Source organism: Marinobacter subterrani, assembly GCF_001045555.1.
Lineage (GTDB): Bacteria > Pseudomonadota > Gammaproteobacteria > Pseudomonadales > Oleiphilaceae > Marinobacter > Marinobacter subterrani.
Genome location: NZ_LFBU01000002.1, coordinates 440152 through 455267, shown reverse-complemented (window position 1 = coordinate 455267; position 15116 = coordinate 440152). Strand labels below are relative to the sequence as shown.

General features: G+C 59.5%; 17 protein-coding genes. 6 read left to right on the top strand and 11 right to left on the bottom strand.

Going from position 1 to position 15116, the window contains the following annotated elements:
• Positions 1 to 11: 11 nt before the first annotated feature.
• Positions 12 to 1688 carry a methyl-accepting chemotaxis protein gene (locus msub_RS17975; protein ID WP_048498013.1) on the bottom strand — a complete coding sequence of 559 codons (1677 nt, stop codon included), beginning with the start codon at positions 1686 to 1688 and terminating at the stop codon, positions 12 to 14.
• A 224-nt stretch (positions 1689 to 1912) separates the two neighbouring features.
• On the opposite strand from msub_RS17975, the gene msub_RS17970 reads away from it, so the two are divergent.
• Entirely contained in the window at positions 1913 to 3265 is a 1353-nt protein-coding gene (locus msub_RS17970) for a CHAD domain-containing protein (RefSeq protein WP_048497515.1), read from the top strand.
• Positions 3249 to 3623, top strand: a complete 375-nt coding sequence (locus msub_RS17965) for a thiol-disulfide oxidoreductase DCC family protein (protein ID WP_048497514.1) — start codon at positions 3249 to 3251, stop codon at positions 3621 to 3623. Before msub_RS17970 ends, msub_RS17965 begins: the two co-directional genes overlap by 17 nt.
• Here msub_RS17965 and msub_RS17960 read toward each other — a convergent pair.
• Both msub_RS17960 and msub_RS17955 read right to left on the bottom strand, forming a co-directional pair.
• Positions 3620 to 4633 (bottom strand): DUF2235 domain-containing protein, encoded by a 1014-nt coding sequence (locus msub_RS17960; protein ID WP_048497513.1) that lies wholly within the window; start codon positions 4631 to 4633, stop codon positions 3620 to 3622. The genes msub_RS17965 and msub_RS17960 overlap by 4 nt on opposite strands.
• Positions 4634 to 4682: 49 nt before the next feature.
• Complete coding sequence (locus msub_RS17955) at positions 4683 to 4892, bottom strand: DUF3565 domain-containing protein (RefSeq protein WP_048497512.1); 210 nt, start codon at positions 4890 to 4892, stop codon at positions 4683 to 4685.
• Between the two features lie 116 nt (positions 4893 to 5008).
• Here msub_RS17955 and msub_RS17950 point away from each other — a divergent pair, with 116 nt between their 5' ends.
• Entirely contained in the window at positions 5009 to 5389 is a 381-nt protein-coding gene (locus msub_RS17950; protein ID WP_048497511.1) for a rhodanese-like domain-containing protein, read from the top strand.
• Between the two features lie 7 nt (positions 5390 to 5396).
• On the opposite strand, the gene msub_RS17945 is transcribed toward msub_RS17950, so the two are convergent.
• Positions 5397 to 5855 (bottom strand): YchJ family protein, encoded by a 459-nt coding sequence (locus tag msub_RS17945; RefSeq protein ID WP_082146582.1) that lies wholly within the window; start codon positions 5853 to 5855, stop codon positions 5397 to 5399.
• Positions 5856 to 5958: 103 nt separating this feature from the next.
• On the opposite strand from msub_RS17945, the gene msub_RS17940 reads away from it, so the two are divergent.
• Positions 5959 to 6690 (top strand): sulfite exporter TauE/SafE family protein, encoded by a 732-nt coding sequence (locus msub_RS17940; protein ID WP_048497510.1) that lies wholly within the window; start codon positions 5959 to 5961, stop codon positions 6688 to 6690.
• A gap of 4 nt (positions 6691 to 6694) precedes the next feature.
• Here the strand turns inward: msub_RS17940 and msub_RS17935 are convergent, their stop codons facing one another.
• Complete coding sequence (locus msub_RS17935; RefSeq protein ID WP_048497509.1) at positions 6695 to 6907, bottom strand: hypothetical protein; 213 nt, start codon at positions 6905 to 6907, stop codon at positions 6695 to 6697.
• 160 nt (positions 6908 to 7067) lie between these two features.
• Here msub_RS17935 and msub_RS17930 point away from each other — a divergent pair, with 160 nt between their 5' ends.
• The gene (locus msub_RS17930) at positions 7068 to 8402 is read left to right on the top strand and encodes an HD-GYP domain-containing protein (RefSeq protein ID WP_048497508.1); all 1335 of its coding nucleotides are present in this window, start codon (positions 7068 to 7070) and stop codon (positions 8400 to 8402) included.
• 6 nt (positions 8403 to 8408) lie between these two features.
• Here the strand turns inward: msub_RS17930 and msub_RS17925 are convergent, their stop codons facing one another.
• From msub_RS17925 to msub_RS17915, 3 genes are all read right to left on the bottom strand, one after another.
• Positions 8409 to 8834, bottom strand: coding sequence for a hotdog fold thioesterase (locus msub_RS17925; protein ID WP_048497507.1), 426 nt, complete (start codon positions 8832 to 8834; stop codon positions 8409 to 8411).
• Between the two features lie 108 nt (positions 8835 to 8942).
• Positions 8943 to 10325, bottom strand: coding sequence for a ribonuclease J (locus tag msub_RS17920; RefSeq protein ID WP_048497506.1), 1383 nt, complete (start codon positions 10323 to 10325; stop codon positions 8943 to 8945).
• The gene (locus tag msub_RS17915) at positions 10322 to 11074 is read right to left on the bottom strand and encodes a substrate-binding periplasmic protein (protein WP_048497505.1); all 753 of its coding nucleotides are present in this window, start codon (positions 11072 to 11074) and stop codon (positions 10322 to 10324) included. Before msub_RS17915 ends, msub_RS17920 begins: the two co-directional genes overlap by 4 nt.
• Before the next feature lie 197 nt (positions 11075 to 11271).
• Here msub_RS17915 and msub_RS17910 point away from each other — a divergent pair, with 197 nt between their 5' ends.
• Positions 11272 to 11955, top strand: a complete 684-nt coding sequence (locus tag msub_RS17910; protein ID WP_048497504.1) for a type 1 glutamine amidotransferase domain-containing protein — start codon at positions 11272 to 11274, stop codon at positions 11953 to 11955.
• A 37-nt stretch (positions 11956 to 11992) separates the two neighbouring features.
• On the opposite strand, the gene msub_RS17905 is transcribed toward msub_RS17910, so the two are convergent.
• From msub_RS17905 to benC, 3 genes are all read right to left on the bottom strand, one after another.
• Positions 11993 to 13168, bottom strand: a complete 1176-nt coding sequence (locus msub_RS17905) for a benzoate/H(+) symporter BenE family transporter (RefSeq protein ID WP_048497503.1) — start codon at positions 13166 to 13168, stop codon at positions 11993 to 11995.
• A gap of 128 nt (positions 13169 to 13296) precedes the next feature.
• Positions 13297 to 14076 carry a benzoate diol dehydrogenase BenD gene (benD, locus tag msub_RS17900; protein WP_048497502.1) on the bottom strand — a complete coding sequence of 260 codons (780 nt, stop codon included), beginning with the start codon at positions 14074 to 14076 and terminating at the stop codon, positions 13297 to 13299.
• Positions 14073 to 15101: a benzoate 1,2-dioxygenase electron transfer component BenC gene (gene benC / locus msub_RS17895; RefSeq protein ID WP_048497501.1), complete on the bottom strand. Its 1029-nt coding sequence runs from the start codon at positions 15099 to 15101 to the stop codon at positions 14073 to 14075. Before benC ends, benD begins: the two co-directional genes overlap by 4 nt.
• Positions 15102 to 15116 lie beyond the last annotated feature (15 nt).

Sequence of the window (15116 nt, the reverse complement as noted above, 5' to 3'; positions counted from 1 at the left end):
TACGCAAAACATCAGACCCTGAACTGCCCTACCAGCTCACGAAGGCTCTCGCCCAGGCGGGCCAGTTCGTGGCTGGCCTCGTTCGTCTGGGTCACACCGGTATCGCTGCGCTGGGCGGCATCGACTATCCGGACCACGTTCTGATTGACCTCTTCCGCCACCTGGCTTTGCTGCTCGGCTGCGGTGGCAATCTGGGTGACCTGGTCGTGGATCTGACCAACAGACGATTCGATGGTCCGCAGGGCGTCCGTAGCATGATTGATACGCTCGACCGTTTCATCCGAGCTCTTGCGGGAGTTACCCATTCGGTCCACCGCCGCGCGGGATTCAGACACAAAACCGTTGATCATTTCCCGGATCTGGTCAGCCGATTCGGCACTGCGCTTGGCCAGCTGACGCACCTCGTCGGCCACCACCGAAAAGCCGCGGCCATGCTCACCGGCCCGAGCCGCCTCAATCGCAGCATTCAAAGCCAGCAGGTTGGTCTGCTCGGTGACCGCATGGATCACATCCAGCACCTGCTGGATGTCGTCGGACTTTTCCGCCAGCGCGTTGATACTGTTCGCCGTGCCCTCAATCTCCTCCGACAGCCGGTTCACCGCACTCTGGGCACTGGCAATGGTTTCACCGCCTTCCCGGGCCATGCGGTCGGCGTCGGAGGCGGCGCTCTCAACCTCGTTGGCATTACCGGAGATCTGCTGAATGGTGGCCGCCATTTCATTGATGGCCGACGCGATCTGGTCGGTTTCCGAGCCCTGCTCCTGCACTGATGACCGGGTTTCGTTGGCCACCCTACTCAGCTCCTCGGCGGCGGAAGCCACCTGATCGGTGGTGGCACCCACTTCCCGCATGGTGTTCTGGATCTTGATCACGAATGCGTTGAAACGCCGGCCCAGCTCCGCCAGCTCATCCTTACCCTCATCCGGCAGTCGCTGGCGCAGATCACCCTCGCCATCGGCAATTTCCTGCATCATGCCGCTGACGCGCTTTAACGGCTGGGTCACGGTGCGACCCACAAAGACACCGATGACCAGGGAAATCAGCACCACCACGACCGTGACCAGCAGGATGAAGCCGAGCGTTGCCGTCATGTCGGCTTCGATTTCCTGCCGGGCGACCGCCACTTCTTTCTTGATGTCGGTAACGTAAACGCCGGCACCGATCATCCAGTCCCAGCCCGGAATGAGGGTGGAATAGGAGACCTTCGGCTCTTCCTTGCCCGAAGCCGGATTCATCCAGTCATAGCTGTAAAACCCGTCGCTCTCGGCGGCGTCAAACAGACTACCCACCAGCTTTTTAAGTATAGGGTTATTGCTCGGGCCTTCCTTGGACGGATCGGGCGCGTACGCCAGATTGTAGACATCCCGGGTGTAGGCGAACACATAGTTGGTTTCATCGAAGCGGATTGAGCGCAGGCGCGCTGCGGCCTCTTTCTTGGCCTCTTCCTCACTCAGGGCCGGGTCATTCTTGGCTTCGAGCACAACCGCCCTGGCGGCATCAATCATGTTTTCAAGGCCGGTTTTCCGGGCCTCCAGCAGGCTCGCCTCCAGGCGTTTCAGTTCCTCTTCGCCATTTCCCTGAATCTGCCTGGCGGTGATCCAGGCCAGGGTAGCTGCCGTAATAAGTACAGGCACCAGTACGGCCACCAATATGCGCGTTCGTATCGTGAGTTGGTTCAGAAAGGTCATCTTGCCCGCTCCCAAGGGATTGTTCCTGTCGCGAATTATCCACAGACCCTTCCGGCAGATCTGTTCCAGTTTGTTAAGCCAGGTTTCAGAGGCTGATGGCGCCGTCGGCGCTTCCAGGGCTAAACTGTTATTCGCAAAGCATTTTTAAGATACGTAAGGTATCGGCAGTAAGCTGGATGTCTTGAGGAATCTTTAGACTAAAGGACCACTACGAAGGTAGACCCATGAAGCATCTGTTTCTGGTACGCCACGCCAAATCCAGCTGGGCCGATGACCAGCTCAGTGACCGGGACCGCCCTTTGAACGCCCGGGGACAAAGCCAGTTGCCGCCACTGGGCAAAGCCCTGAAGTCCGCCGGCGCCTTCGAGGGTGACATCTACAGCAGCGATGCTACCCGCGCCCTCGCCACGCTTGAAGGCGTTCTGCCGGAAACCATTCAGCCAGCGCGATGCCATTCCCGGAGCGAACTCTATACGTTTGACTACCGCCGCCTCCTTGACTGGCTGGAACAAAGGGGCGACGAAGCCAGGATCCTGCTGGTAGGACACAACCCGGCCTTGCTGGAGCTCGCCCAGTGGCTATTGAAGCAACCCCCGGAACAGTTGCCTACCGCCAGTTTTATCCATATCCGGCTTCCGGTCACACACTGGCACCAGCTTGATCGGGGCAATGGCAAGCTCGTGATGCTGCTGACACCTGCGGAGTTCAGCTACGCCCACTTTTCCCGGAAGCTGAAAAAGAAAGCCCGGACCGATGGCGACAACCCGGCCAAAGACATCCCCGCCGCACTCCACCACCAACTACAGCGGGTAAGGCAACTGGAACAGGGCGTCATTGTGGGCCTGGATGACGAATTCCTGCACGAGTACCGCATCGCCATTCGTCGCAGCCGGGCCATCGCCGAATCGGTTCAGGAAGTGACCGGCGACAAGGCACTGGCCAGGGCGGTGAAAACCCTGAAACGCCATGCCAACGCCACCGGGCCACTCAGAGACCTGCATGTTTTCCTGCAGGACCTGCCGGCGTTGTGCGGCGACAATCACGAAATCCAGGCGGCCCTGCAGGTCTGGGTCGGCAGAGAAGCCGCCAGCCGACACCAGAAACTGGTGAAGCGCCTGACAGGAAAGCGCTACCGGGACAGCATGGAGCAATGGCTCAACCTGATCGACTCCCGAAAATTTCACAAACTGGCCGCAACGCTCAGCCCCAAAGACATCCGAAAGGCGGTGGAGCGTCGTATCAAATGGTTCAACAGGCGTACCGCTGAGTTGATGCACACCTCCCCGGATGACGACATCCACCGTTTGCGCAAGCAGCTCAAACGCATTCGTTACCTGATGGAGCTGGACGCGAAAACCTGGAAAGGCGAGCTGAAGCTCCTGAAAGCCCGGCAGCAGCTCTATGGCCGCTTCCAGGATTTGCACGTGCAGATCGAATTGCTTGGGCAGTTTCAGCAGGCGGCACCCGAGGTGCTGCCGGCCGCGCTCGCCGGCATCCGGCAAACCCTGGAGGATCGCAAGGCGGACGCCCGAAGACAGATTCTGGCCCTTGGAGGACTCGATGGAGCCCCGTTATGACACCCTGTTTTACGACGGGCGATGCCCGCTCTGCGCCAGGGAGATCCGCACCTTGCGCAAACTCCAGCGGGGCAACCTGATTTTCGCGGACATCCACGAACAACGCGATGGCAGTACCAACCTGCCGAGCCACGAAGCCCTGCTCAGGCGGCTGCACATGATGACCTGGACCGGCGAATGGGTGACCGGCCTGCCCGCAAACGTGCGCGCCTGGTCCCACACGCCCTTCGGTTTCCTGTTCAAGCCCCTGCTGTGGCCCGGCATCTTTCTGGTTGCCTCACGGGTCTACGGCAGATGGGCAGACAGGCGTTATGAGCGCAAATACGCCTGCGCCATTGGCAATAACACAGCCGTCTAACCGCTGAATCCGATCTGTTCAAGATTGGGCGGCCGGTAATCCGGATCCAGCCGCCAGCGCTCGGCCACGGATGGGTGAATGGCGGTCTCGACATCTTTCGGTTTCAGGTTACGAATCAGTGGCGTTGAAAACCGGAAAATATGGCGCCGTGAATTGTGCAATCTGGCGCTGGCACTGGGGTTAATACCGGCAGGCAGGTGTTCTTCTATGTCCAGCCCGGCATTCCGGGCCTGCTCCACCATCCATTCCAGGGCGCTGTCCGACGCCAGCAGGCCCTGATCATCCGCCGGGTAACCTCCACCGATGTCACTGTGGGAGCCGGCAAACCACACCTGCTCAAGATCCAGCCCGTCCCGGGGCTCCCAGAGAGTGGGCTCAAAGTCCTCCCGGCGTTCATCAATGGCCATGGCATGGCGGGCAATGCGCACATTGCTGCCCAGCTTGGTGTCGTAGAACTCGTCCTTGCGGTCGAACAGCCCCATCAGTGAGAAGGGCAGCCCCAGGGCACCCACCGTATCCCAGGCACCGACAAACCGGATCTCCCGGGATTCATGGCTGTGCGCCTTGCGGAATTCCAATGATCTGGCGCCTGAGGGCTTCCAGGGGTCGCCGGTTTTCTTGTAATGGTCGAACGCCTGCTGGATCAACCGTGCATCCGGCCGCTTGAGAATGCCGCAGTTGTTGATCAGCCCGCACAGGGAGCGCACGGTGTAGGCGCCGCGACTGAAACCGAACAGGTAGATTTCGGCGCCGGGCATGAAATTCTGAACAATATAGCGGTAGGCATCCATGATGTTCTTGTGAATGCCCTCGCCTGTCACCCCACCAATGACCGCATTGTGGTAGGACCCGATGCCCCAGTCATAAAACACATGCTGGGGCAGGCCATCGGCTGCGAACGGGCGAATCGCCCTGGCCATTCTCAGAACGTTGGTGGGTACATCTTCCTGAAGATCTTCTTCCGGGCGGTTCCATGTACCATCGGCACAGATAACGAGGCGCTTCACCATGGCAGACTCCCTTGCCAATCATGTGATCAGATTTCAACCACAGTATAGCTCAGGGCCGGTCATCCGGCGGCGCGCCCGTGTCGCATTTACGGCAGGCCAGCTCATACCCCAACATCGAATCCCGGCCTTCTGCGGTCGTCACCCACAGGCGGTTCACCCAGGGCGGCGTGTGGCGCACATGCTGATTGTGTCCGCACGCCAACTGGGCCACCCAGTGGTCTTCCTCGTCTTTGTGGTAGCCGGTGATGGGTTGTTTCATAAAGCCTCCTCGTTTCTGAAATAATGTGTTCATTATCCATCTTCGGGATGACGCCGCCTCGCCAATACCCTTATCCTGAGGCATAACGTTATTCCACTGCTGCAGGAGGACGCCCCATGAAGACTGCCCACGATCTGGTTGAAGCCGCCAAAAAAGGCATCCAGGAGATCCCGGTTGAGCAGGCAGACGACGCCATTTCCAATGCCGACCTGTTACTGGATGTCCGGGATCCCGATGAGTATCGGATCAGTCATATTCCCGGCGCGGTCAATATTTCCCGGGGCATGCTGGAATTCAAGTTCACCAATGATCCAGCTCTGGAAAACCGGGACATGAAAATCGTGTGCTACTGCAAAACCTCAGGCCGTGCGGCCCTGAGCGCGAAAGCCCTGAAAGAAATGGGCTACATGCACGTGCTGTCGATTGCCGGTGGTTTTGATGCCTGGCAGGAAGCCGGCAAACCCGTCGCCCAACCGGAGCTGCCATCTTTCGACTGACCGGCGCCTACAGACAGCAGGCCTTGTACTTCCTGCCGCTGCCACAGGGGCAGGGTTCATTGCGGCCGGGCTTGAGCTGGCCTTCACTGGTGTTGCCGCGCAGGTAATACCAGCGCCCGTCTTCCCGGACAAAGTCGGAGTTTTCTTCCAGGAATCCCCAGCCGCTGGGAAGACGGTAGATTGCCTGGAAGTGAACGGCTCCCTTGTTTCCAGTCTGGCTGCTGTCGAGAACCCGCAGAGAAGTCCAGTCCGGTGAGTCGTCAAGGGTCAGGGTCTCTGGCCGGGTACTCTGGTGCCAGGTGGCCCGGAGATAGTCGGGCAGATTCAGCACGAAGGCGGCATACCGGGAGCGCATCAGGGCCTCGGGCGACGACGCCGCCCCGCCCTGATGCAGGGGCAGGCAGCATTCACCGTAGGGTTTTCCGCTGCCGCAGGGGCAGGCTCGGTTTTCAGGCGGTTGTGTCATCGGATTCAGAATTTTCGGCTATGCTATTGAACCGTCAGTCTATCAGCATCAAACCGGCCTGACCCCACTCCTCCCCTCACCCTCTACACTCTGGTGATTTGTTTTGACGGATGTATCGCTGTTACAGATTCTCCTCGCCAACCTTGCCATTCTCGCCGGCGCCTGCCTTCAGGGCGTGGCCGGCTATGGCATTGGCACGCTGGCTGCGCCATTGCTGTTTCTCATCAGCCCGCTGTTCGTGCCCGGACCGCTGATCCTGAACGCCACCCTGCTGACGGTCTTCATGCTGATCCGCAATCGCGGCGCGTTGCAGGTCAGGGAAGTGCGCTTCGCGATCATTGGCGGGGTTGCCGGGGCAGTCCTGGCAGCGCTGACGCTGCTGGTCATCTCCAACAAGGGTTTCGAGCTGACGTTTGGCATTCTCATTCTTGCGGGGGTGGCACTCAGCATCGGTGGGCTCAAGCCCACCCTGAATGCCCGGAACAGCATCATGGCCGGAGCGGCTTCAACCTACATGGGCACGATTACCGCGGTTGGTGGACCGCCGATCGCGTTGATCTACCAGAATGAAAAGGGACCGCTGGTCAGGGCCAATATGTCCGCGTTTTTCCTGGCAGCCAGTGTCCTCAGCCTGTCAGGCCTGTTTGCCTCCGGCTATCTGGGCACCCGGGAGCTATGGCTGTTTGCGGTCACCTTTCCGGGGGTTTTTGTGGGCTTCTGGTTATCCGGCAAACTGGTTCATCGCATGCCCTTTGAAGGGCTTCGCCCGGTGATTCTGGCGATTGCCGCCATTGCGGGAACCGCAGCACTGACTCGCGGGCTGCTATCGCTGTGACCAGTCAATCCGCCCACAGGCGCACCCGGAACCGGCTTTTGCGCCACAAAAACGCCACCCAGAGCGGATGGCTGCGCAGCCCGGCACTGACCAGCAACTCACAGATAAAGGTGAGGGAGAAATACAGCACCACACCAACCCTGCGCATCAGACTGAAGCCGTCGCCAGCATGGCCAAGCGCCAGCCACCAGAGATGGACGAAGCGATGGTCGGCCATGGCACAGGTTCCTCGAGTATCCAGGCAGGGCTCTTGCCCGCCGCGAAGGTCAGCCGCTAACACCTTGAATGAACATTATTTGACCAAATTTTGCAATCCGGTCCATCCTGTCATTGCTGTTTTGCTGCAAAATGGGTCTCCAGGGATTCAGGATTGGATTATGGGCACACCACATCAGGAAGTTGTTGAGAGCCAGATCGACGTCTCGGAACTTGCCATTGGCATGCATGTGATCCGGCTGGACCGGCCGTGGGAAGAAACGAATTTCCTGCTCCAGGGATTTGTAATCCGTGATCAGTCCGAGATTGAAGCGCTACGGGCGCAGTGTGACTTCGTTGTGATTGAGGGCCGGGTCGATGGCATACCTCGCCCAGATCCGGCCAGGAGCGCCCCGAAGCCGTCCGTCCTCAAACGCCTGTTCAGCCGCAAGGCCACCCCCAAGCCCGCCAGCAACACGGTCAAAGCCGTTGCGCCGCGCAAACGGGTCACCTACATCAACAAGGTGAGCGCCGGGCAGGAAATGGAAACCGCGATTATCCGTTTCGAGGAGGCGCAGCAGACCGCCAAAGCGATCATGTCCGGCCTGCGGGTAGGCCGCACGCTGGACCTGAACAATGCCCGCGCCGTGGTCAACAGCTGCGTAGAAAGCGTGCTGCGCAATGAAAACGCACTCTTGCTGCTGACCAAGATCAAGCATCAGGACGAGTACACCGCCGAACACTGCATCAACGTGGCCATCCTGGCCGCCGCTTTCGGCAAGCATCTGGGTTTACTGGAAGGCGAAATCCGCAATCTGGCGCTGTGCGGCTTGCTGCACGATGTGGGTAAAACCCGGATTCCCGATGAGATTCTCAATAAACCGGGAGCACTGACTCCGAGAGAGTTTGACGTCATGCGCCACCACACCACCCACGGCCGAACCATCCTGATGGGTACCAGTAACTCCCTCAATACCGCGGTGGATGTGGCTTTCAGCCACCACGAGCGGATGGACGGCTCCGGTTACCCCCGGGCCCTGAAGGCACAGCAGATCCCCTACTTTGCCAAGGTCATCGGCCTGGTAGACACCTACGACGCCATCACCAGCACCCGGGTGTACGACAGGGGCCGGGCCTCCATGCAGGCCCTGGAAATCATCCACAAACACCGTGGCACCCAGTTCGATGAGGAACTGGCCGATGCGTTTATCCAGATGATCGGCGTGTACCCGCCCGGCTCCATTGTTGAAATGCTCAACGGCGAGGTCGGGATTATTGTCGAGAGCCACCCCAGGCATAAACTCAGGCCCAAGGTCCTGATGGTTCGCGAGTCCGACAAGACAATGATGACACCCTACAAGTCACTGGACCTGATGACCTCGCCCGAAGACGGCGCTGGCAATGTGTATCAGATCGCCCGGGAAGTGCCGGACGGCGCCCACGGCATTGTGTTGCAGGATTTTGTTGAAGAGGGGCTGATCGTCACCAAAACCGACCAGCCGGATGACCCCGGTTAGGCCGGATCACGGCCGTTTGGTCACCGCCATGGTGAGCCGGGAAATACAGGTCGTCTTGCCTTCCTCGTTCTCCAGCAGAATTTCCCACACCTGGGTCGCATTGCCGATGTGAATGGGCCTGGCCGTACCGTAGACCCAGCCTTTGGTTACCGGACGAATGTGGTTGGCGTTGATGTCGAGCCCTACCGCGACGGTTTCCGGATCTTTCAGGCAGCAGTTGGCCGCCATGCTGCCGAGGGTTTCCGCCAGCAATACCGAGGACCCGCCGTGCAGGATGCCGAACGGTTGCACGGTGCGCTCGTCCACGGGCATGCGGCCCTTGACATAGTCATCGCCGATCTCAAGGTACTCAATACCCATGTGGCTGACCGCCGTGTTTTTACTGGCTTTGGCGAGGTTTTCCAGGTTGGGGGTTTGGGTCCAGACTGCCATGCAGATACCGCTCTCTTGTTGGTTTGGTACAGGGAAAGACGCAAAGACCCCAGTTTATACAGATAGGATGCGAACGACCAAGCCCGGAGAGCAGATTTTTGTCAGCACTCACTCAACTCTGACAAGCGCCTCTTTTTCCCAACCCAGACGACCGGTTTCCGCAATCTGTCGACGGATGCCCGGTACAGGCCGAATCATGAACAGATCGCCGTTTCGGCCGACCATGGCCCGTGGCACGCCCTGCGCCCTGGCAATGTCCGCATGGACTTCCATATGCTCCGCCTCCCCGTGAACCGGAATGGCAACGGCGGGCCTGACCCACTGGTACATCAGCGCCAGTTCCTCCTGGGCAGGATGACCGGAAGCGTGAATGGGCAAATCAGCGTCCTCGGCGGTGATCACCCGGACCCCCAATCCATTCAGGTTGGCAATCAGTGCCTCAATGGCTTCCTCATTGCCGGGAATGGCCCGGGCACTGAAGATAACCGTGTCGCCCACTTCCAGCTCGAAATCCGGGTGATTGCCCGCCGCCAGCCGACGCAAGGCCGTTCTGGGCTCGCCCTGGCTGCCAGTGACCACCGCCAGCACTTCTCTGCGGGGCAGATAACCGAGATGGGCGGGATTGATCAACTGGTCCGCCGTATCCCACAGCCCTGCTTTTTTCGCGGCGCCACTCATGTTGATCAACGAGCGCCCCAGCAAACCCATGTAGCGGCCACTTTCACGGGCGATGGTGGCCAGGGTGTGCAGACGGGCAATGTTGCTGCCAAAGCAGGTGACCACCACCCGCCCTTCCGCGCCACTCACCGCGCTCAATAATCCGGCATGCAACGCGGCTTCGGAGATCGAATGGCCGGGCACGGTGGCATTGGTGGAATCGCACACCATGGCCTGTACGCCCTCTTCGGAAAGGCCGGTGAAGGTTTCCTTGGAGTAGCCATGACCCACCAGAGGCTGGTCGTCCAGTTTCCAGTCGCCACTGTGAAAAATATTACCCAAGGGGGTGCGGATCATCAGCGCATTGGGGTCGGGAATGGAGTGCGTCAGCGCCAGCCACTGCACGCTGAACGGACCGATCTGTTTGCACTGACCGGTTTCCACTTCAATGATCGGCACCCGATGCAGCAGATCGAATTCCGCCAGTTTGCGACGCAGTATTTCGGCAGTGAACCGGCTGGCATAAACGGGACATTGCAGCAGCGGCCAGAGATAAGGCACCGCACCGACGTGATCTTCGTGGGCATGGGTAATAATCAGCCCGGCCAGTCGGTCCCGACGGTCGGCGATAAAGGCCGGGTCGGCCATCTGCACCGGCGGCTCACCCCGGTGATGCACAGTTCCGTCGGCAGCAACACGGCCGGGCTTGGGAAAGGTGACGCCACAATCCACCATCAGCCAGGCGCCATCGTGCCCGTAGAGGTTGAGGTTCATGCCGATTTCACCGGTGCCGCCAAGGGGCAGGAACCAGAGGTCAGAAGACTCCGGAATCATTCGGGGGCTCTGCCAAGGTACTTCAAAACCAGATCCTCGTGTATGCCTTCCATTTCGATCAGCTTGAGCGCCGCTCTTATGTCATCCGCATACTCAAGCACCGGCGAGTTTTTTGCCACCGCGATGTACGAACGCTCACCGGGCACGAAGAACGGCGATATCTGGGCATCAATATCCAGCTCATCAATCACGTAACGCCCGACAAGTTCCGGGGCGATCACCACATCCACCCGCCCTTTCTGCATCATCAGCATAAGATTTTCATAGCGCGGTGCGGGCTCTTTCAACAGTTCGTCGTCGTTATCGAACCGCTGGAAATAGCTTGCACCTTCCAGAACCCCGATGGCGCGGCCGTGCAGATCTGAGTAGCGTTCGATTCTGTGCTGTTTGTCCAGATAGAAAAACAGCCGTCGCTCCGGCGGGAAAGCCGGCGCGACAAACTCCATCACCTCAGCACGCTCGGCCGTCTTAAGAGGGCCGAGCATGACATCCACCTTGCCTTCCTCGACCATCCTCAGCACCCGGCGGAAGGGCGCCTCCCGGTATTTCACCTGCCAGCCCAGGCGATCAGCGATCTCTTCGAATATCTCCACGTAGAGCCCGGTGGCCTCACCACCGTCGATAATCCGGTACGGAGGCGCATGGTTGGCGCCGACCGTGACGGTCAGGGGTTCGACGGTCTCAGTACCCTGCTGACCTATGGCGGGAAGCGCCACAGCCATCATGAGGGCGGCTATCAAAACTCGCATGCGTACCTGTCCTGTTCTTGCCTGGGTGCTTTTCGCATTCTTTCAGGTTTGGTGATCTGTCTAAAGTATAGACGGTGCAAGATCTGCTGGGGCCGGGTTTACGTAACGATGGTTGAATTCGTTCACCGGCGGCACAAGGTTGTTCCACAGACCAGTCAAGAAGTGCCATTCATTCGTCAACGATAAGGACGAACACTATGAAGATTCTGATGGTTCTCACCTCCCACGACCAGATGGGCGACACCGGCCATAAGACCGGCTTCTGGCTCGAAGAGTTCACCGCACCTTATTTCGTATTCCGAGATGCGGGCGCGGACATCACCATTGCCTCTCCGAAAGGCGGCCAACCACCGGTCGATCCCAACAGCGAGGCGGAGGAGGCCCTGACCGAAACAACCCGCCGCTTCCGGGAAGATGCGCGCGCCAAGGAGGCGCTGGCCAGCACCAGGAAGCTGAGCGACGTGGACATGAACGACTACGATGCCATCTTCTATCCGGGTGGTCACGGCCCGTTGTGGGATCTGGTCAACAACGACAAATCGGTTGCCCTGATCAAGGCGGCGTACGAGCAGGACAAGGTGATCGGCGCCGTCTGCCACGCACCGGCCGTGTTCAAGAACGTGGAAGTGAAGCCCGGCCAGAACATCGTTGGTGGCCGCGAAGTGACCGGCTTCACCAACAGTGAGGAAGAGGCCGTGGGCCTGAGCAAAGTGGTGCCCTTCCTGGTCGAGGACATGCTGAAGGAAAACACCGCCACCTACACCCGCGGCGAAGACTGGGGGCCGCACATTGTGGTGGACGGCAAGCTGATTACCGGCCAGAACCCGGCCTCTTCCGAAGGGGCGGCGAAGGCTGTGGTGCAGGCCCTGCAGGAAGGCTGAGCCTGCGGTGGGCTGAAATTGGGGTCAGATGAAACGTTCATCTGACCCCTTTTTTGCTGTTCAAAAGCAGATAACAGCCGTAACCGATAACCACGCCCCAGAACGCCGACGACAAGCCAAACAGTGACAGCCCCGAGGCAGTTACGATAAACGTTATCAGGGAGGCCTCCCGGTGGCTGGCATCTTCCAGCGCCGCAAACAGGTTGCTGGCAATCGCCCCGAGCAGGGCAAGCCCCGCCAGAACTGCCACAAATGCCGCCGGGAGTGACGTGAACAGCGCCACAATGGTGCCGGCGAACAGGCCACCCACCAGGTAGAAAACCCCGTTGAACACCCCGGCCACGTAGCGCCTGGCGGGATCCTCGTGGGCATCCTTGCCGGTGCAGATCGCCGCCGTGATCGCCGCCACCACCGTTGTTATCCCGCCAAACAGTGCCATGGGTAGTGATACCAGGCTCGACACCGCAATCACCGGCTTGGCCTTCACCTTGTAGCCGGCGCCTTGCAGAATTGCCATGCCAGGGAGGAACTGCCCGGTCAGACTGACCAGCACCAGGGGAATGGCCAGGCTCAGGGTGGACCCGAGGTTCCATTCCGGCATGATGAACTGCGGAACCGCGATGCTCCAACGCACACCGGACAGTGAAGCGCCTTCCAGGAAAATCGCCAGCATTACGCCCGCAATCAGCAACAATACCAGGGTGTATTTGGGAAACAGACGACGAAACACCACATAGGACACCAGCATACCAATGGCCAGCGCCGGGGTGGTTTCAATGGCAGTAAACGCACCCACGCCAAACTGGAACAGGATGCCCGCCATCATGCCAGCGGCAACGCCCTTGGGAACGGCCCGCACAAAGGTGTCGAAGGTACCGGAGACACCAATGATAAAAATAATGATCGCAGCGGTGATGTAGGCGCCAATGGCTTCATTCAGGGACAATTCCGGAAACAGCGCTACCAGCAGCGCCGTGCCGGGTGCAGACCACGCGGTCACCACCGGCGCCTTCAGCCAGAGTGACAGGACAATGCCGGAAATCGCCGCACCCATGGAAATGGCCCAGACCCAGGAGGTCATCATTTCCGGAGAAATTCCGGCGCTGGCACCGGCCTGGAAGAAAATCGCCAAGGGCCCCGAATAGGACACCAGCACCGCGAGAAAGCCGGCGACGATGGCCGGCAGGGAAAGGTCTTTCAAAAACGACGCCATGGAGATTTCCTTGTTGTTGTCTTAATTACGAAAATGAAAAACAAAAAGGGCCCCGTGCACGGGTGTGCCGGAGCCGAAAGGGGTATGACTGAAGTCTACCCTTGGGTCGCGTCAACGCTCCATAACATCTACCCCAGATCACCACCCGCCACGGGAATGACCGTACCGGTGATGTAACTGGCGGCATCGGATGCCAGGAACAGGATCGGTTCAGCCTGCTCGTCCAGGGTTCCATAACGGTGCATGAAGCTGTTTGCAGTGGTCTGGTCAATCAATGTCTGGTACCAGGCCTTTTCCCGCTCGCTCTGCTCTTTGGCATTACGCGGGGTCAGCCTTGGTGGTGCTTCGGTTCCGCCCGGCGCGGCGGCATTTACCCGAATGTTGTGGGGCGCATACTCATAGGCCATGTTCACTGTCAGGGCATTCACACCACCCTTGGCCGCGCCATAGGGCACTCGCATCAAGCCCCGCGTTGCCACGGAGGAGACGTTCACAATCACGCCGCCCTTCTGCTCCAGCATGTAGGGCAACACCGCGCGACAGCACCACAGGGTGGTGAACAGTGACCGCTGGATTTCCTTCTCAATCTGCTCCGGCGTGTAGTGTTCGAACGGCTGTGCCCAAATGGTACCTCCGACATTGTTGATCAGAATGTCGATGCGGCCAAACTGCCCGTGCGCTTCCGCCATAATGGTTTCGGCGCCGGCCCAGGTTTCCAGATTGGCCTGGACCGCGACCGCATCGGCGCCCTGGTCTCGCAGTTCGGCCGCGACCCCCTGCACATAGTCGGCGATATCAACCAACAGCAGCCGGGCGCCTTCGGCGGCCGCCAGCCCGGCAACGCGTTTGCCGATACCCTGGGCAGCCCCGGTGATCACCATGACCTTGTTGGTGAAACGGTCTTTCATGCAACCTTCTCCCTGGCCGCCGGCGCGCTGGCTGCGAACTTTTCATAGTGGAACGAGTTCGGTTTGATGCGCTGCTCGCGGAAAAATCCGAGTACCGCATCCACCATCGGTGGGGGGCCACACAGGTATACGTCCACATCGCCTTCGTTCAGGGGCGCTTCATCCATGTGCTGGGTGACGTAACCCTTGCGCGGATGGCGGCTGTCGTCTCCCGATACCACGGTGACGTAGCTGAAGTTGTCTAGCTCTTCGGTAAAGCGATCCAGAACGTCGAGGCACACCAGGTCGTCGTCATTGCTGACGCCGTACACCAGGTGCGTCGGCAGGTCGCAGCCATTGGCTTTCATATGCTCCAGCTTCGCAAGGAACGGTGCCAGCCCGGTGCCGCCCGCCAGCATCAGTACCGGGCGCTCGATCGGGCGCAGATAGAAGCTGCCCATGGGGCCGGTCAGTGTCACCTTGTCACCGGTGCGGGCCTTGCCCACCAGCCAGGAACTCATCAGACCGCCCGGCACATTGCGAATCAGGAAACTCAGGTCGCGGCTACCGGGTTTGGAGCTGAACGAATAAGCGCGGGTCTCTTCGGTGCCCGGCACCTGGATGTTCACATACTGGCCTGGCAAAAAGGCAATATCGTCGTCCGCGGTGATCTTCAGCTCGATGGACGTGGGCGAAATCAGATTCACCTCGGCCACGGTAGCGGTGACTCTGGCGTTGCCGGTTTTGCACATGGTGGAAGCGACGGGCACTTCCACCACACAATCGCTGGAGGGCACCATCTGGCAGGTCAGGACCATGCCCTGTTCGGCTTCCTCGTCAGACAGCGCTTCGTCAATGTATTCCTCACCCATGTCGAACTGGCCCTGATGACAGGCACCTTTACAGGTGCCGCAGACGCCATCGGAGCAGTCCATGGGCAGATTGATCTGCGCACGGTAGGCGGCATCGAGAACCGTTTCGCCTTCGTTGCAGGACACAAAACGGGTAACGCCGTCTTCAAAGTTAAGCGCGATTTTGTAACTCATGATGATGCTCTCCCC